Here is a 17,793-nt window from a genome sequence, read left to right on the forward strand (position 1 = left end):
TCAAGGATAAGGTTGCCTGACCACCCAGTAGGCAGAGCACAGACGGAGGGGCGTTGGCGGGCCAAGGAAAGAAGAAGATCGGCTCGTTGGAAGAGAGTCGACGGCGTAACTTCCGCATCCTTCTGGCGGTCGGTGCAGTGGTTGTACTGGCCGTCGCCGGAGTTGTCGTCGTGAAACTCGGTACGTCGAACGACACCGCGGGCAGCGCGACCGTGACTACGTCGCCGCAGCCGGCGCTCGTGACGCCGTCACCTCAGGTGGTGCCCGTCCCGACGGACGCACCGATCCCGAGCGCGTCGGGAATTGCAGCGGCGATCGGCCCGGCCGTGGCCAACCCGGATCTGGGGAAGTTCACCGGAGTAGTCGCTGATGCGCTCACCGGAAACATTCTCTGGAGCACGGACCCGTCGACGCCGATGACGCCCGCGTCCACGACGAAGGTGCTCACCGCATCGGCGGCACTGCTGAAGCTGCCGCTCGACCACCGGCTGTCCACGACGGTGGTTCCCGGAGCGAGCCCCGGGCAGGTCGTTCTGGTCGGCGGCGGTGACCCGACGCTGACGGCGACGCCGAAGGGGCAGAGCGGGTACTACGCCAACGCAGCGCACATCGCGGATCTCGTCGACCAGATCAAGGCTGCCGGTACGCCGGTAACCAGTGTCGTGGTGGACTCGAGTTTGTTCAAGGGCGACAACATGGCCACCGGCTGGTTCCCCGCTGACATCGCGGCCGGCTACATCACCCCGATCGAATCGGTGATGATCGAAGGTGGTCGGTACGACGGCACTCAAGACGAGTCGCCGCGTTCGGAAACTCCCGCGTTGGACGCGGGCAAGGTGCTCGCTCAGGCGCTCGGTGTCGATCCCGCCAACGTGAGTCTCGGCGCGGCGCCTGCCGGTGCCAAGCCGATCGCCACCGTGCAGTCGGCGCCGCTGAGCGACCGACTGCTGCAGATGATGGAACATTCCGACAACGTGCTCGCCGAGACCATCGGGCGTGAGGTCGCGATTGCCTCCGGAATCGAAGCCTCGTTCACCGGAGCAGTCGACGCGACCGGCAAGACCCTGCAGGCGGCCGGGTTCGACTACACCGGTGTATCGCTGCACGATTCCAGCGGACTGTCCGTCGACGATCTCATTCCCGCTCAGGTACTCGATCGCGTCATGACGGCTGCGGCCGGTGACGGTGATCCGAAACTGCGCCCTCTGCTGGACTACCTTCCGGTGGCCGGCGGAACAGGAAGTTTGTCCGACCGCTACGCGTCCGGAAACCGAACCGGTGCGGGTTGGGTGCGGGCCAAGACGGGAACTCTCTCGACGGCCAGCGCGTTGTCAGGGTTCGTGGTCGATCAGAACGGGCGAGTGCTCACCTTCGCACTGATGTCCAATGACCGGCCGCCAGAAGTGAGCCGTCCTGCCCTGGACGCGATTGCCGGAGCATTGAGGAATTGCGGGTGCCAATAGTGGCCGAAAAGACTCCACAAGATGATGAAGCCTCGGCTCCGCTCGGTGGTGCCGTCGACTGGAGTCTTGCCGCCAAAGCCGGGATAAAACTGGCGCGCGGCGGCCCCGCGATGTCTCGCTACACGGCCGAGACGGCAACCGCAGAACTCGCCGAAGCGTCCAAGCGCGCAGAACTGCCGGTTCGTGAAGTGACCGAACTGGCCGACGGTCTACCGGTCCCGGCCGCTGACGTGCTTGACCGGGCCGGGTGGATCACGGCGGCCTCGCGGTCGATGGCACATCTCACCGGCGCCGACCCTGACGGCAGTGGCAATCTCATCGTCGGAAAGCCGGCGGGCCTGCAGGCCGGTGCAATGCTGGCGTACCTGTCTTCGGCGATCCTCGGGCAGTACGACCCGTTCACCGGCGAGCACGGCACCCTGCTTCTGGTCACACCGAACATCGTCTCCGTCGAACGGTCCCTTCGGCTGAACCCGAGTGACTTCCGGTTGTGGGTCTGCCTGCACGAGGTCACGCACCGGGTCCAGTTCTCGTCCTCGCCGTGGCTAGCGGAGTACATGAAGGAATCCGTCGAAACGCTTGGTGCGACGGTGGACGAGTCGATGACCGACGTTGTCGGGCGCCTTGCTGCAGAACTGCGCTCGCGGAAGGAACCCGACTCCAGTGACGGTGCGACGGCGGGCGGGATCATCGGCCTGCTGCGTGCTTCGCAGGCGGAACCTCAGCGTGACGCGCTGGATCGGATGCTCGTACTCGGCACCCTCCTCGAAGGGCATGCAGACCACGTGATGGACGCCGTCGGCCCCGCCGTGGTGCCGTCGGTGGCAACGATCCGCGCGGCCTTCGACAAGCGTCGGCAGCGCAAGTCCAACCCCGTGCAGCGGATCATCAAGATGCTGCTCGGCATGGACGCCAAGATGGCGCAGTACGTACGCGGCAAGGCCTTCGTCGACGCGGTGGTTCTCAAGGTCGGCATGGAGCAGTTCAACACCATCTGGACCGGGCCCGAGACCTTGCCGTTGCTCGACGAGATCGACAATCCCGACGCGTGGGTAAAGCGCGTTCTCGGCTAGATGCTGCTGCCTGAGACGCCTGCCCTACTGGCGCTGCGACAGGCCGTGCGGGCGTGGACGCTCGCATTCGAGCCACGACGCCGTGTGGTCGTCGCGCTGTCCGGGGGCGCCGATTCATTGGCGTTGACCGCAGCAGCAGTGGCGGAAACCGATTCTGTCGACGCGTTGATCGTGGACCATCGGCTGCAGCCTGGTTCGGATGCCGTCGCACGCTCTGCCGCGGATCAGGCGCTGGCGCTGGGTTGCCGGACCGCGACGGTGCTGACCGTCGACGTAGCCGAAGGTGGGAGTCTCGAAGCCGCCGCGCGTGAGGCTCGGTACAGCGCTCTGCGCGACGCCAGGACTGACCTCCCGGTTCTGCTCGGACACACGCTCGACGATCAAGCCGAGACCGTGCTTCTCGGACTCTCGCGCGGGTCCGGTGGGCGATCGATTCAAGGTATGGCTGCATTCGACGCTCCCTGGGGACGGCCGCTACTCGGCATCCGGCGATCGGTGACCAGGGCGGCCTGCGTCGACCTGGGAATCACGCCGTGGGAGGACCCGCACAACAACAATCCCGAGTTCACTCGCGTACGTCTGCGGCACGAGGCGTTGCCGCTGCTCGAAGAAATTCTCGGCGGGGGAGTTCCCGAAGCGTTGGCCCGAACCGCGACGCAGTTGCGTGAAGACGGCGAGGCGCTCGACGAGTATGCCGAAGCCCTACTCCTACGGGTTGTCGTCGACGGAGAAGTGGAAGTGGACACACTTGCCGAAGCGCCCACCGCAATCCGCCGACGCGCTCTGCGGGCCTGGCTGCTGCAGGGCGGCGCAAAAGCATTGACGGACAAACAGTTACGGGCGGTCGACGCCCTGGTGACCGACTGGCGGGGGCAAGGCGGCGTCGCGATCGGGGGCGGAACACCGGAGGCGAGGTTGGTGGCGGCCCGGCGACGTGGCAGGCTGATCCTCGGATTCGAAGACCGACGAAGGGTTTGACGCGTGTACGAGGGCGACATCGCATCGGTACTGATCTCCGAAGAACAGATCCGTGCACGAACGGCGGAACTGGCTGAGGACATCGCCAAGCGTTACCCGGCAGGCGCCCCCGAAGGGGATCTCCTGCTGATCGGCGTCCTCAAGGGAGCGGTCTTCTTCATGACCGACTTCGCCCGCGCCCTGCCGATCCCGTCGCAGATGGAATTCATGGCCGTCAGCTCCTATGGATCCTCGACCTCGTCTTCGGGCGTCGTCCGCATCCTCAAGGACCTCGACAAGGACATTGCCGGTCGCCACGTGCTGATCGTCGAGGACATCATCGACTCCGGTCTCACGCTGTCGTGGTTGATGCGCAACCTCAAGACGCGTAACCCCGCTTCGCTCGAGGTCGTCACATTGCTTCGCAAGCCCGACGCGGTCAAGATCGACGTCGATGTCCGCGACGTGGGCTTCGACATCCCCAACGAGTTCGTCGTCGGTTACGGCCTCGACTACGCCGAGCGGTACCGCGATCTGCCGTACATCGGCACCCTGGACCCCGAGGTCTACGGCGGCTGAGCCTGCTCGCCGGTTAGAACTCTTCACATTTCGGCACCTCTGCATCAATCCGCCAAACGGACTACAGACAGGTCTCCGAGGCGTCGCTAGATTCACGGAATGCGCTACCGACGGCTTATTCGGTGACCCTTCCGCCGCCACCGCCACCGCCACCACCGCCCCCGCCTGGTGGGGAGCAGCAGTACTGGAGTGCCCAACCGCAGGGCGTTCTGTACCAACCTCCGACCACAAACGGCCTCGCAATTGCCGCCCTGGTCGGGGCGCTCGTGCTGGCGCCGGTCGGCATTGTGCTCGGCCACATTTCGCTGGCGCAGATCAAACGAACCGGTGAGCAGGGGCGAGGACTTCCAATCGCCGGTCTGGTCATCGGCTACATCTTCACCGCGCTTCTGGTGCTGTCGATTGTGTGGATGTTTCTCATTGCCAATGCAGTCACCCGCGCGTTCGACGACTACGACAGCGCGTCTTCTCTCTACTACACATCTGAATCGTCGAGTACGACTTATCCGACGTATGCGACCACCACATCCCGGACGGTGGCGCCGACGTACAGCGGAAGCGACACGGCGTCGGTCATCGCCAATGCCTCGGTAGGTGACTGCGTCGTACGAAGGCTCGGGGCAGACAAGGGCGACGGGACCAGCGAGACATACGTCAGTCCGGTCTCATGCAGCTCGAGCAGCGCCACTCACCGGGTAGTCAGCCGCGGCACGTCCACATCTTCGTGCACCGCCGATTGGGTTCGCAAAGAGAGTCCTGTCGTAGTGCTTTGCCTAGCGGACGAATGATCGACAGAGGGAGACACAACCGATGACGTTGCCGCCCCCACCTCCCCCACCACCCCCGCCTTCACCACCGCAGGCTCCGGTTGCCGGACATCCTCCGCCCTCTCGATCTCGTGGCCGAGGATGGATTGTTGCCGTTGCAGCCCTTACCGCCGTCGCGGCCCTCGCCGCAGGCGCCGTCACCGTTGTCACGATTCTCCGGTCGGGAGACACCGATGGACCGGTGGCAGGCCAGCTGGTCAACACTTACCCGACGCAGCCGACGCCAGGGTGGTCGTTGGACGTTGACGAGGTTCTGCCGGGCGGAAGATTTCTGTGGCCGGATTCGCTCGGTGCGAGCTATGGAACGGCGAGATTCATCGACGTGGGACAGACTCTGATCACTACGGTCGGTCCACAGCAGGGCCAGCAGTCCCAACTTGTTGCAGTCGACGCCGAGAGCGGATCCATTCGATGGCAAACGCCGGTCGCCGGCACGGTGTCGTGTGCGACCGCAGCGATCGATGCAGCCCTACCTTGTGTCGTCAGGAACCCTGGTGGAACAGCTCGAGTCGTTTCCTTCTCGCTCGACTCGGGGGCGATTCGTTCGAGTGTCGACACCGATACGGCCACCTTGGTCGAGGTTTCCGACGGAGCGGTCTTCACTGTCGGCGGTAGCCAGTCCGGGCTGGTGATTTCGCGCGGAACCCCCACCGACCTCGATGCGGCGTGGACAACGACAACTCCACCGGAAACCGACTGCGTCGGATCCGGCGATTCGCATTCGTTCGAGATCGTCGACGGCATCGTCTATTACTCGAGCATCGGATCTACGGCGCTCAACGCGGTCGATGGCGCACTGCTTTCGAATCCGAATCTGGGTGGCTACGAGGCACTTCCAGGACAAGGTTTTGCCGGCGTCCTCTGTGCGATGCCATTTCCGTCGGACGGATACTCCAGCATCGTGTCCGACCGTGACGGTGCCGAGAGATTTAGAGTTGACGAAGACGCACCGGCATCACCGTGGCTTGTCTCGGCATCGAACTCTCGTCCGTACATCGGCTCGCACGGTGCCTACGACATGAACGACGGCACCGAGCTGTGGTCGGTCATCGGCGGAGACCACTTCTCGCTACGCCGGATCATCGGCGACATCGTGTTGGGCAACGACTCGGACACGCTCTCGGCCTACCGAATCGACACCGGGGAACAGTTGTGGTCGACCAAGATCGGCGACTACTTCTCTTACTCGGTCTCGGACGGTGAGCGAATTCTCGTCCATCCTAACGACGGCAGGGTACTCGCCGTCGAACTCGACGACGGCTCTGTCAGTTGGTCCCTCGATTCACACACCAACCACTGGTCTTGGTCGAAGGCCCACGACGGACTCGCCTCGATCTCCAATGACAGATTCCTCTACTACCCACCGACCGGCGGACCGTCAGGAGCACCGGGCAGGCTGCCCGCTGTCCCTGAATTCGACGGAGGCAACGAGTACGTCACGAAATGCGGACGGACACCGACCCTGGCGCCGGTTGAATACCGCACGCAGGCAGAGGGTCTCGTCGTTCTAATGGAAATGAAAGCATCATGTCCCAGCGGAGACATCGTCTCCACCGACGCGCTTCGTGTATCGATCACCGACACCGGCCAGAGCGTTGCATCGGCGGTGTTCGACTTCTCCGATGCGCCGATCTTTCTTCCCCGAACCGATGGGACGAACACGACGAACTCGATCCAGCGCGAGTTCCTGTACGACCTCGGTAGCTTCTGGAGGCTGCCGAACACTCTCGGTGAGTCTTCGAGTCTGACCAATTCGAGAGCGTCAGGTGCTCAACTCGTCGAATGCGAGGACGAGGGGACGAGTGATACCAGCCTGACATCCGGGCCGGCATCGCGAAGTGACACCAATACGCCGATCCGACCCACACGTAGCGCGCAGCCGACAACGGGCGACGTCGAATCTGCGAGTCTCGACGCCCTCCGGGCTCAGGCCGACGCCGATCGCCCCTTTGTGATCGGTGACCTCGCGAACAGGTGGGTGGCTCAGATCTCCTCCAAGCGGGTCGGACTCGATGCGGCGGATATCAATGGCGCTCAGGTGCATTGGACTGCTGCCCAGATCCTGCGACAGCATCTCGAACTTCGTCTCATGTATCCGGAGGTGCGTCTGCTCTGGAGTAACGAATGGCGGACCTTCGATCTCCGGGGTTGGTGGATAACCGTCGCAGGCTTGACGTTTGCGGATGCGGATGCGGCCAACGGGTGGTGCGATTCGAAGCGGATTGCCAACGATCAATGCTTCGCCAAGATCGTCAGCAACGATCGCGATTCGTCGGGGACCACCAAATATCGGCGATAGTGCTTGACCCGTTCGGCGCACTTCCCACATCTGAGGAGCTTGGCGAATGACCGAAGACAACTCGCGTCAACCCGGTGAACCATCAATAAGCAGTTCGCCCCAGTCGCACGGCATGTATCCACCGCCACAGAGCTATTCACCGACGCGATCTGCGTTCGTGGATATTCGGATCGGTGACTACACCCGCGACGGGACAGCCGCGGCACTGCTGTTCGTGTCGCTCTTCTTGCCGTGGAGTGCGACCGTCGGAATAGCCCGCGTCGGTTCGAGTGCTCTTGTGCTGCTTCTGGTTCTGCCGACACTGCTGTCGCTGGCGTCGCTGTTACTGCCGTACGTGGCGCGACTCGGAATGCTCGGGCCGAATTGGAATGTCGGGCAGATACGTGTGCTGCGTCTGGTGGCCAACGGACCCCTCATTGCCACTGTTGTGGGTCTTGTCGTCTACGACGTCATTCGTGGAATGTTCCGATTCAGTGAGAGTTCGAGTGTTTTCACCGGCAACGGGGTTGGCGCTGGAGCGTGGTTCGGGCTTGCCGGCGCCCTGCTCGCAGCTCAACCGCGCGCGGCCGAAATTCGCATCGACCCTCGAACCGCGCCGCGATGGTTGGCGTTGGTGAAGCCGCTTGTGTTTGTGGCTTGGGGGTCGTCAGTGGCCTCGGCGCTACTCGCGCTAATCTACATCCTGGTCTCCGTCAGTCGCTACCGATATTACGACGGGCCGCAGACATTCGAGAGCCTGATCGTTCTCTTCGTGTCGTCGGCCGTTCCGATCGTCGTGGTGGGTGTTGCGGCAGTCGGTCTCGCCAGACGGTTTGCGTCCTGGCGCCTCACCATCGCCGCGCTCGGCATCGCTCTCCTCGCGGCCGGATTACTCCACTCGATCAGCGAGGGCACAAGTGTCGAGCTGTTCCACACGGTCACGGCTAGTCCCTACTACGGCATCACGTTCTTGATTGCCGCAGCCGCAATTACATTCATTCCATTCGGTGTTGCGTCCGTCGGCGACGGGACGCACCCCGGATACGTCTGGCTCGCAGCGGCACGAAACGGCATGCTGTTGATCGCGGTGTGGAGCTTCGGTGTTGGATTCTCTCAGATCGCAATGGCAGCAACGCAATTTGGCATCGTGCCGTGGGGAGATGCGTTAGTGCTCGCAGTTCTCGCGATACTCTTCGGGATTCTTGCCGTTGTCGGAGTCAGATCACTGTCGCTTCGGTATTCTTCGCTCGACCCTCGCCCGTCACGCGAGGTCGGTCTTGGAGTCTGTGTCGGCTTGCTCGTCCTGATGCTCGCTCGTCTCGTGGTGCAGTCGGCCATGTATGGCGAAATATATTATAGTGCATGGATATTCGATCTCGCCATGGTGGTGCTGGTGGTTCTGGTTGCTCTCGCTCTCACAGTCTCACCGGCTGTTCGGAATTTGTATGCGGGGGTGCAACTGTTCGCGTCGGCCACCACGGTTACAGCTGTGGTACCGAATCTCGGACAGCCCGTTCAGCCTTCGGGACGTGCTCTCGAGGCTGCGGATCCGCGGACTCCGGCGGCGGTGCTGTTCGAGATCGCGTCGAGTTCGCCGGAGTTGCGGCCGGCGATTGCTGCGAATCCGTCGACGTACGACGATCTTGTGACGTGGCTCGAAGCGCTGGGTGATCCTGCTGTGGATGCAGCGTTGGACCGAAGGGCTGCTGGGCAATTCGGTCTACCTGAACCTGAACCTGAACCTGAACCTGAACCTGGACCTGGCCGTGTGCCCGTGCCTGCGCCGGTGCCCGTTCAGCCTTCGGGACGTGCTCTCGAGGCTGCGGATCCGCGGACTCCGGCGGCGGTGCTGTTCGAGATCGCGTCGAGTTCGCCGGAGTTGCGGCCGGCGATTGCTGCGAATCCGTCGACGTACGACGATCTTGTGACGTGGCTCGAAGCGCTGGGTGATCCGGCTGTGGATGCGGCGTTGGACCGAAGGGCTGCTGGGCAATTCGGTCTACTCGGACCCGAACCCGAACCTGCGACCGAGACCTTCATCTCGAACGCACCGGAATCCCGCTCCGGTAGCGGCCCCGTGCAACTGGCCGCACCGCCACCGGCCGTGCCGCAACCGAACCCGGGGTATGCGCCGACCGGCGTTCCACTCCCGCCTGGTGGGTTTCGGCCGGCCGGAGCCGGGATACGAGTTGCCGCGCGGTTCATCGATTTTGCCATTCTCGCAGTTGTGTCGGTCGTCGGCGGAATGATCTCCACCGCGACGCTCGGAAACGGATTCGACTTCGATTCCTACCGGACAAGTTCGGGTCTGATTGGCCTGCTGATCGGGATCGGTTCGATCGTGTACTTCGTATGGGGAGAGTCGGCATTCGGGGTAACCCTGGGCAAACTCGCCCTCGGAATAGGCGTTCGCTCGGTAGGAGGTGCGCGTCCGGCCCTGACGCAGTCCTTCAAACGGAATGCATTCGTGATCCCCATGTACCTCGGATCGGCTGTTTCGGCGTTGGCCATGCTCGGTAGTGGTGACGAGCTCGTCGGCATGCTGAATTCGATGTCGTTGGGCAGTGTCGCGAGCATTCTCGGTTCTCTGGTAACAGTCGCTATTTCGATCGCGATCATCGTTTCGATCAGTAGCGCACCGGACGTCCGCGGCTTCCACGATCGGATGGCTGATGCTGTCGTCGTGGTCACCAGGCAGTGAGCGAGCACGCTTCGAGGGAAACAAGCACACCTTCAGGGCGTCAGCAGCTTCTTCTGGACTTTGCCCATAGCGTTGCGGGGCAAGCTGTCCACCAGACAAACCTGACGAGGGCGCTTGTGGATCGACAGTGATTCGGCGACGAAGTCCGAAACCACAGCGCAGTCGGCTACGTCGCCGACGATGAACGCGACTATGCGCTGTCCGAGATCGTCGTCCGGCACACCGACGACGGCGGCCTCGCGAACGCCGGGGTATGCCAGAAGTGCCTGTTCCACCTCGCCGGCACCGATGCGGTATCCACCGGACTTGATCATGTCGACCGACTCGCGACCTACGATGCGGTGGAATCCGCTGTCGTCGATCACCGCGATGTCGCCGGTGCGAAACCAGCCGTCTTCGGTCATGGATTCCGCTGTCTTCGAGGGGTTCCCGAGGTACTCGTCGAAGAGAACGGCGCCCGCAACTTCCAGTTGCCCAAGCTGCTCTCCGTCGTGCGCCGACAGTTCGCCGTTCTCGCCGCGCAACCTCGTCCTGACTCCCGGAACGGCGTGCCCGACCCAACCCGGGCGACGTTCGCCGTCGTGCGTCGTGCTGACGGTGATGAGGGTTTCACTCATTCCGTAGCGCTCGACGGGAGCCAACCCGGTCAGCGATTTCATCCGCTCGAACAATGGAACCGGAAGTGGTGCACTTCCGGACACGAGCAAGCGCGCGGATCGCAATGCTGCTGCCGCCGAGGGATCACCGCACACGCGTGACCAGACGGTCGGAACACCGAAGTACAACGAGCCACCCGCTGCGGCATACGAATCCGGAGTTGGTCTGAAGGTATGAATCAGCGGCGAACCCACGCGCAAGGCGCCCAACACGCCGAGAATCAACCCGTGGACGTGGAAGAGGGGCAGTCCGTGGACGAGTGTGTCCTCTGGCGTCCAATTCCACACATGAGCGAGCGCGTCGAGATCCGCAGCGATCGATGCTCGCGAGAGGACAACGCCTTTCGGAGCTCCGGTGGTTCCCGAGGTGTACATGATCAGTGCAGTAGCTGCCGCACTCGGTTCGGGATAGGACGTCGCGGATCGCGCGTGAATATCGATGGGAATCAACGGGATACTCGAATCCGTCGGCCCTTCTCCGAGTATCAGTTCGGCCTTGGAATCGGCGATGATGTGCTGACGTTCGAGCGGGCCGGAGTCGGGCGGGATCGGGACCACGGCAACACCGGCGATCAGTGCGCCGGCGACGGCGACCACTGTCTCGAGGCCGGCGGCGGCTTGTACTGCCACTCGCTGTGCACCATGTATTTGATCGGCGACCGCGGTGGCGGCGGCAAACAAGTCGGCGCGAGAGAGGGTTGCGCCTTCGCCGAAACTGACCGCCGCTCCGTGATCGTCGAAGATGCGGGGGTCGAGAGAGCGCAGAAGTGTGGATTCGCTGTTCATCGCGAGTTCCCTTTCTTTGAGCGAAGATTCAGACGGACCAGGGAACAACGAACAGCAGCCAGGCGAGAATCGGCGTCACCACCATGATGGTCATGCCCCACCGCATCGTCAGCCCGAACACCACGTCGCGTTCTTCCGGAGCGGCGTTCGCCACCACCAGAGCGCCATTGGTCGAGAACGGACTGCAATCGACCAGAGACGAGGAGATTGCCAGCGCGATGACCAGACCGGTTGCATTGACCTGACCGGTCATGAGGAATGGAATTGCCAAAGGGATGAGTGCGCCGAGGATTCCCGTGGTGGATGCAAACGCCGACACGATCGCGCCGATCAGACAGATCAAGAACGCCGCGAGAAGTGGAATCCCCACGTGTGCAACAGAATCCCCGAGCCACTGGACGGTGTTCTGGTTCTGCAGAAGAGCGACGTACGTGACGATTCCGCCGATGAGGAGCACGGTGCCCCAGCTGATCTTGTCGACGGCGCCGCGGGCGGAGGCCGGGAAGATCAGGGTGAGAAGTACCGCGACGGTCAGTGCGGTGAATCCGACGTCGAGGTCGAACACCAAGGCGCCGAGTGCAAGCGACGCCAGTCCGAGCAGGGTGAGTCGCCGCTCGAGATTGAGCGCTCCCTCGTGCGGAGCGGCCCCACCCGAGGACTTGCCGCCACCCTTCGAGCTGTCGCCGGAACCCGAACCGGTGATGGTGTCGCCACCGCCAGACGCATTGCCGACTGCGTTGACGAGCACGCGTTCGGAGGCGCCGCGCGCAATCAACGCGCGTCCGCCGAACGAGACGTACGCGATGGCAGCAACAACGGCCGCGGCCGCGAAGGTCGAGACGAACAGCAAGGCCGGGCTCGACGGGAGGCCGTTCTGACGCATGACGTCGTTGGTGATCACACCGAAGATTCCGATAGGGGAGAAGCTGCCCGCCGTTGCGCCCTGGACGACCATGAAGCCCATCAGCATGGGGTGGATCCGGTAGCGGGTGGCGAAGCCCATTGCCACGGGCGCGATGATGGCGACGGCAGCGGGACTGACCGCGCCCATGGCGGTGACGGCCGCGCACACCGCGAACATCGCCCACGGCACGAGGGCCACTCGTCCTCTGACCGCGCGGACTGCCGCGTGAATGATCCAGTCGACCGTGCCGTTGTTTCTGGCCAGCGCGAACAGGTAGGTGACGCCGACCAGGATGACGAAGAGGCTGGCCGGGAAGCCGTCGAGGATCTCGCTGGTATCGACGGTGAAGACCAGTGTTCCGACGACGAAGGCAGCCACCAGGGCGAGCGCACCCATGTTCACCGACCTCACGGTGGATATGACGAACACCAGGACAAGTACTGACAGGGCTATGACATTTGCCATCGAACTCTCAATCCGTTCGCGACCAGCTTGTGGTCTGCATCACTTGGAATTGGCCTAGCCTCTCTGCCACTGCTCCATTTGTCAAGTACACTCCGAGGCATGAATTCGACGTCATCGCCCGGCTCGCGCTCGGGCCTGCCCGGACGATTGAAGCGTCCGCGCCTGTACGAGCAGTTGGCCGAGCACATTTCGAATTTCATCGAGGCTCAAGGTCTTTCGCCCGGCGATCGGCTTCCTCCCGAACGCAGCCTGGCTGCCGAACTCGGCGTGAGTCGCGCGTCGCTGGCTCAAGCGCTCGTGGCCCTCGAGATTCGGGGCAGAGTCGAAATTCAGCACGGTAACGGAGCGGTGATTCGCGAAGCTCCCACGCCCGACGCGGGTAGGTCTGCGGATTCGGGAGTGCGGTTGCAAGACCGAACCGTCGACGAACTGACTGTCGCCAGGGAGGCGATCATGGCCGGCCTGGCTCGGGCGGCGGCGTCGAATCCCAACGCTGCGCTTCGGGTCGCGATGTTGACCGACGACGGGACCGCGAGAAACTTCGCCGAGACGTGGCGCTGCGTCAGGCACCTGGCCGGTGGCGGCTTATTGGCTGATCTCGACGACACCATCGCCCAGCAGGCGGACGTGCCCGAGTCCTCGGCGCGACTGTCTGCGCGACTCGATCAGCTCGCCCACCGGATCATCGACGGTGACCAATCGGGCGCCGCTGACGCTGTTGCGGGAATCCTCTCCGACACGGCCTGACGAATAACGACGGACAAGCGTCGGAAAAGCGCACGATAACCACTATGAGCATGTTCGCTCACAGGAAACTGTGCTGCGACGTAGCCCGGGAACCTGATCGGCAATGCGCACGTTGAACACAGTGACGACCGTTCCAACCAAGCGGCACGGCCGCTGGCGGGCATCGATGGGGCCGATCGCGGTAACCTGCAGGTGTCCGGTTGGCAGCCGGAAGGCGACCTGGCAGACCCGCACTCTCGAAAGGACCGGCCACATCGGCCGACCTGTATGAACCGTAAGACTGTGTTCCGTAACGTGCTACTCGTAGCCGTCGTGCTGTTGGTGATCTATGCCTTCAGCTACTTCAGCAACGACACCCGCGACTTCAAGACCGTCGACACCTCGGTCGCGATCTCCCAACTCGACGCCAAGAACGTTGAGTCGGCGCAGATCGACGACCGTGAGCAGCAGGTTCGTCTGTGGCTCAAGAACGGCAACGACGCCACCGACGGTAAGACGCAGATCCTGGCGAAGTACCCCGCGAGTGCGTCGGAGCAGATCTTCGACAAGGTCGAAGGCGCCGGTGCGGACAAGTTCAACACGACGGTCACTCAGGAGAGCTGGCTGACGTCGATCCTTCTGTTCGTGCTGCCGATGATCATTCTGTTCGGCATCTTCTTCTTCGTCATGAACCGGATGCAGGGCGGCGGTGGTCGCGGCGGAGTCATGGGATTCGGTAAGTCGAAGGCCAAGCAGCTCACCAAGGACATGCCGAAAACCACGTTCGCCGACGTCGCCGGTGCGGACGAGGCTGTCGAAGAGCTGTACGAGATCAAGGACTTCCTGCAGAACCCGGCTCGCTACCAGGCGCTCGGCGCCAAGATTCCGCGCGGTGTGCTGCTGTACGGCCCTCCCGGAACCGGTAAGACGCTGCTCGCTCGCGCTGTCGCAGGCGAAGCCGGCGTCCCGTTCTTCACCATCTCCGGTTCTGACTTCGTCGAGATGTTCGTCGGTGTCGGTGCGTCGCGTGTTCGCGACATGTTCGAGCAGGCCAAGCAGAACAGCCCCTGCATCATCTTCGTCGACGAGATCGACGCCGTCGGTCGTCAGCGCGGCGCAGGACTGGGCGGCGGACACGACGAGCGCGAGCAGACACTCAACCAGTTGCTCGTCGAGATGGACGGCTTCGGTGATCGCACCGGCATCATCTTGATCGCCGCAACCAACCGCCCCGACATCCTCGACCCCGCACTGCTGCGTCCGGGACGCTTCGATCGCCAGATTCCGGTCGGCGCCCCCGACCTCGCCGGTCGCCGCGCGATCCTGCGCGTGCACTCGCAGGGCAAGCCGATCGATCCCAACGCCGACCTCGAAGGTCTCGCCAAGCGGACCGTCGGAATGTCGGGTGCTGATCTCGCCAACGTCATCAACGAGGCTGCGCTGCTCACCGCACGCGAAAACGGAACCGTCATCACCGAAGCCTCGCTCGAGGAATCGGTGGATCGTGTTGTCGGTGGACCGCGGCGTAAGAGTCGCATCATCAGCGAGCACGAGAAGAAGATCACGGCGTACCACGAGGGCGGTCACACGCTGGCTGCTTGGGCAATGCCTGACATCGAGCCGGTCTACAAGGTCACGATCCTCGCTCGCGGTCGCACGGGTGGCCACGCGATGACCGTGCCCGAGGACGACAAGGGTTTGATGACGCGTTCGGAGATGATCGCTCGTCTCGTCATGGCAATGGGTGGACGCGCCGCCGAGGAGTTGGTGTTCCACGAGCCCACCACCGGAGCGTCGTCCGATATCGACATGGCGACCAAGATCGCCCGCGCGATGGTCACCGAATACGGCATGAGTGCCAAGCTCGGCGCGGTTCGCTACGGACAGGAGGGCGGGGATCCGTTCCTCGGCCGTTCGATGGGCGTTCAGTCCGACTACTCACACGAGATCGCCCGTGAAATCGACGAAGAGGTGCGCAACCTCATCGAGGCAGCGCACACCGAAGCGTGGGCAATCCTCAACGAGTACCGCGATGCGCTCGACCTCATCGCTACCGAACTGCTCGAGCGTGAGACGTTGACTCGCAAGGACCTCGAGAAGATCCTTGCCGGCGTCGAAAAGCGTCCGCGGATCACGGCTTTCAACGATTTCGGTGGGCGCACGCCTTCGGATCGTCCGCCGGTGAAGACTCCTCGCGAACTCGCGATCGAGCGCGGCGAAACCTGGCCGGAGCCCGCTGCCGCGCCTGTTCTCGTCAAGGCAGGTGCACCCAACAGCGGTGCCCCCAACGGTGGTCTCCCCAACAACGGCAACCAGGGACCCTCGAACGGCTACGCACAGCCTTCGTACCCGCAGCCGAGTGCTCCGCAGCAGACTCCGCAACCGGGAACACCCGACTACGGAGCGCCCGCCGGATGGTCGGCACCGGGTTGGCCTCCGCGTGAGAACCCGTCGCCGACGTACCCCGGACAGCAGTCGGGTGGGTACACCGGTGGACAGAATCCGACCCCGCCGAACCAGTCGCAGGGCCAGTACGGTCAGCCCCAACACGGTCAGCCCCAGCCCGATCAGGGGCAGTACGGTCAACCGCACCCGGGGCAGCAGGCGTACCCGGAGCAGCCGCACCCCGGCCGTCGTTACCCCGCGCAGCCCGACTACCCGGTGCAGTATCCGGACAGTGGACCCTTCGCCGATCCGAACCGGGGAAACCCGTCGGGTGAAAACCAGTGGCAGAGCCCCGCACCGGAACAGCCGCAAACTCCTCCTCCGCATCATTCGGCTGAGGACGAGGGACCGAGCACCGTTCGCTGGGACGGACCGGACGGATCTCGCTGACCTTGCGCCACTAGGCTCTGCGGCGGGGGACCTGTGAACAATTCTCGAGGAGAGTTCGGTTGTCGGTGAATGATGTGGCCAGTGAACTGGTGTCGCTCGGAACGGGCCGCCCGTTCGATCAGGCGCGGGCAGAGGCTGCCGTACGGGAATTGTTGATCGCGGTCGGGGAAGATCCGGAGCGCCCAGGCCTGCTCGATACGCCGGCCCGGGTTGCGCGCTCGTACAAGGAGATCTTCGCGGGTTTGTACTCCGAGCCCGACGACGCGTTGAACACAACTTTCGACGAGGGTCACCAGGAATTGGTGCTCGTGCGAGACATTCCGATGTTCTCGACGTGCGAGCACCACCTGGTGTCCTTCCACGGTGTTGCTCACGTTGGCTACATCCCGGGAAAGTCGGGCAAGGTCACCGGTTTGTCGAAGCTTGCGCGCGTCGTCGACCTGTACGCCAAGCGTCCGCAGGTTCAAGAACGCCTGACCAGTCAGATCGCGGACGCATTGATGCGCAAGCTCGACCCGCGTGGAGCCATCGTCGTCATCGAAGCCGAGCATCTGTGCATGGCGATGCGCGGTATCCGCAAGCCCGGAGCCAGCACGACCACGTCTGCGGTTCGTGGGCTCCTGCAATCCAGCGCGGCCTCACGGTCCGAAGCGCTGGACCTCATCCTGCGTAAGTGAGCAAGATGTCCGCGGCTCCCGTTGCAGGCAGCGATCCGGCCCGGATGGTCGTGATGGGGATTCTGAACGTCACCGCCGATTCGTTTTCCGACGGTGGTCAATTTCTCGATCGTGACGCGGCGATCGCTCGCGGGCTCGAACTGCAACGCATCGGCGTCGACATCGTCGATGTCGGCGGCGAGTCGACGCGCCCCGGAGCCACCCGCGTCGATCCGAAACTCGAGGCGGACCGAATTGCCCCGGTGATCGAAGAACTCGTGGCAGCCGGAATTCGCGTCAGCGTCGACACGATGCGTGCTTCCGTTGCCGCCGCCGCGATCGAAGCGGGCGCAGGCATCGTCAACGACGTATCGGGTGGTCGCGCAGACCCCGACATGGCCTCCGTTGTGGCCGACGCCGGAGTGCCCTGGATCCTCATGCATTGGCGCTCGGCCGGTGACTACGTCCATCGTGGCAGCGCCGATCACTACGACGACGTGGTCCGCGATGTCCGTGACGAACTGCTGTCGCAGGTCGATCTGGCGTTGAAGGCAGGGGTCGATTCGTCGTCGATCATCCTCGACCCCGGCCTCGGGTTCGCGAAGAACGCCGACCACAACTGGGCCCTGTTGCGAGCACTACCCGAGTTCAACGCGACCGGATTCCCGGTACTGGTCGGCGCTTCCCGCAAGCGGTTCCTGGGGTCTCTGCTCAGCGATCCCGACGGCAATCCGCGTCCACCTGGTGGCCGCGAGACTGCGACGGCCGTGGTCTCCGCCCTTGCAGCGCGCGAAGGCGCCTGGGGAGTTCGGGTGCACGACGCACAAGCTTCGCTCGACGCCATTGCCGTGGTCGACGCCTGGAACCGTGGACGAGAAAGGGCCTGA

At 63.6% G+C, this 17,793-nt stretch carries 13 protein-coding genes; 11 read left to right on the forward strand and 2 right to left on the reverse strand.

All coding sequences use genetic code 11. The features are described 5' to 3' along the window. The first annotated feature begins 53 nt into the window (after nucleotides 1-53). From dacB to ATN38_RS33130, 7 genes are all read left to right on the forward strand, one after another. Entirely contained in the window at nucleotides 54-1,463 is a 1,410-nt protein-coding gene (gene dacB / locus ATN38_RS27220; protein ID WP_218749048.1) for a D-alanyl-D-alanine carboxypeptidase/D-alanyl-D-alanine-endopeptidase, read from the forward strand. Continuing rightward, nucleotides 1,463-2,536: a zinc-dependent metalloprotease gene (locus tag ATN38_RS27225; RefSeq protein WP_218749235.1), complete on the forward strand. Its 1,074-nt coding sequence runs from the start codon at nucleotides 1,463-1,465 to the stop codon at nucleotides 2,534-2,536. The genes dacB and ATN38_RS27225 overlap by 1 nt, the downstream gene beginning before the upstream one ends. After that, nucleotides 2,537-3,514, forward strand: coding sequence for a tRNA lysidine(34) synthetase TilS (tilS, locus tag ATN38_RS27230; protein WP_218749050.1), 978 nt, complete (start codon nucleotides 2,537-2,539; stop codon nucleotides 3,512-3,514). 3 nt (nucleotides 3,515-3,517) lie between these two features. Continuing rightward, nucleotides 3,518-4,072 carry a hypoxanthine phosphoribosyltransferase gene (gene hpt / locus ATN38_RS27235; protein ID WP_003941159.1) on the forward strand — a complete coding sequence of 185 codons (555 nt, stop codon included), beginning with the start codon at nucleotides 3,518-3,520 and terminating at the stop codon, nucleotides 4,070-4,072. Between the two features lie 122 nt (nucleotides 4,073-4,194). After that, nucleotides 4,195-4,860, forward strand: a complete 666-nt coding sequence (locus ATN38_RS27240) for a DUF4190 domain-containing protein (protein WP_218749052.1) — start codon at nucleotides 4,195-4,197, stop codon at nucleotides 4,858-4,860. Nucleotides 4,861-4,882: 22 nt separating this feature from the next. After that, nucleotides 4,883-7,198, forward strand: coding sequence for a PQQ-binding-like beta-propeller repeat protein (locus ATN38_RS27245; protein ID WP_218749054.1), 2,316 nt, complete (start codon nucleotides 4,883-4,885; stop codon nucleotides 7,196-7,198). 46 nt (nucleotides 7,199-7,244) lie between these two features. Continuing rightward, nucleotides 7,245-9,878 carry an RDD family protein gene (locus ATN38_RS33130; protein WP_218749056.1) on the forward strand — a complete coding sequence of 878 codons (2,634 nt, stop codon included), beginning with the start codon at nucleotides 7,245-7,247 and terminating at the stop codon, nucleotides 9,876-9,878. Between the two features lie 32 nt (nucleotides 9,879-9,910). On the opposite strand, the gene ATN38_RS27255 is transcribed toward ATN38_RS33130, so the two are convergent. Both ATN38_RS27255 and ATN38_RS27260 read right to left on the reverse strand, forming a co-directional pair. After that, nucleotides 9,911-11,320 (reverse strand): acyl-CoA synthetase, encoded by a 1,410-nt coding sequence (locus ATN38_RS27255; protein ID WP_218749058.1) that lies wholly within the window; start codon nucleotides 11,318-11,320, stop codon nucleotides 9,911-9,913. A 28-nt stretch (nucleotides 11,321-11,348) separates the two neighbouring features. Further along, nucleotides 11,349-12,689, reverse strand: coding sequence for an SLC13 family permease (locus ATN38_RS27260; RefSeq protein WP_058039267.1), 1,341 nt, complete (start codon nucleotides 12,687-12,689; stop codon nucleotides 11,349-11,351). A 99-nt stretch (nucleotides 12,690-12,788) separates the two neighbouring features. Here ATN38_RS27260 and ATN38_RS27265 point away from each other — a divergent pair, with 99 nt between their 5' ends. The 4 genes from ATN38_RS27265 to folP all read left to right on the forward strand — a co-directional run bounded on the left by ATN38_RS27265 (nucleotide 12,789) and on the right by folP (nucleotide 17,793). Next, entirely contained in the window at nucleotides 12,789-13,436 is a 648-nt protein-coding gene (locus tag ATN38_RS27265) for a FadR/GntR family transcriptional regulator (RefSeq protein WP_218749060.1), read from the forward strand. 267 nt (nucleotides 13,437-13,703) lie between these two features. Then, nucleotides 13,704-16,250 carry an ATP-dependent zinc metalloprotease FtsH gene (ftsH, locus tag ATN38_RS27270; protein ID WP_218749065.1) on the forward strand — a complete coding sequence of 849 codons (2,547 nt, stop codon included), beginning with the start codon at nucleotides 13,704-13,706 and terminating at the stop codon, nucleotides 16,248-16,250. Between the two features lie 59 nt (nucleotides 16,251-16,309). Further along, on the forward strand, nucleotides 16,310-16,927 hold the full coding sequence (gene folE, locus ATN38_RS27275; protein WP_019746783.1) for a GTP cyclohydrolase I FolE: 618 nt from the start codon (nucleotides 16,310-16,312) through the stop codon (nucleotides 16,925-16,927). Between the two features lie 5 nt (nucleotides 16,928-16,932). Continuing rightward, entirely contained in the window at nucleotides 16,933-17,793 is an 861-nt protein-coding gene (gene folP / locus ATN38_RS27280) for a dihydropteroate synthase (protein WP_020968349.1), read from the forward strand.

Source organism: Rhodococcus sp. FH8 (assembly GCF_019266085.1).
In the GTDB taxonomy this organism is placed as follows: domain Bacteria; phylum Actinomycetota; class Actinomycetes; order Mycobacteriales; family Mycobacteriaceae; genus Rhodococcus_F; species Rhodococcus_F qingshengii.

Bases quoted from the DNA above. Each gene is read 5' to 3' on its own strand.
- ftsH (WP_218749065.1), top strand. From the start codon at position 13,704: ATGAACCGTAAGACTGTGTTCCGTAACGTGCTACTCGTAGCCGTCGTG.
- folP (WP_020968349.1), top strand. From the start codon at position 16,933: ATGTCCGCGGCTCCCGTTGCAGGCAGCGATCCGGCCCGGATGGTCGTG.
- ATN38_RS33130 (WP_218749056.1), top strand. From the start codon at position 7,245: ATGACCGAAGACAACTCGCGTCAACCCGGTGAACCATCAATAAGCAGT.
- tilS (WP_218749050.1), top strand. From the start codon at position 2,537: ATGCTGCTGCCTGAGACGCCTGCCCTACTGGCGCTGCGACAGGCCGTG.
- ATN38_RS27255 (WP_218749058.1), bottom strand. From the start codon at position 11,320: ATGAACAGCGAATCCACACTTCTGCGCTCTCTCGACCCCCGCATCTTC.
- ATN38_RS27265 (WP_218749060.1), top strand. From the start codon at position 12,789: ATGAATTCGACGTCATCGCCCGGCTCGCGCTCGGGCCTGCCCGGACGA.
- ATN38_RS27260 (WP_058039267.1), bottom strand. From the start codon at position 12,689: ATGGCAAATGTCATAGCCCTGTCAGTACTTGTCCTGGTGTTCGTCATA.
- ATN38_RS27245 (WP_218749054.1), top strand. From the start codon at position 4,883: ATGACGTTGCCGCCCCCACCTCCCCCACCACCCCCGCCTTCACCACCG.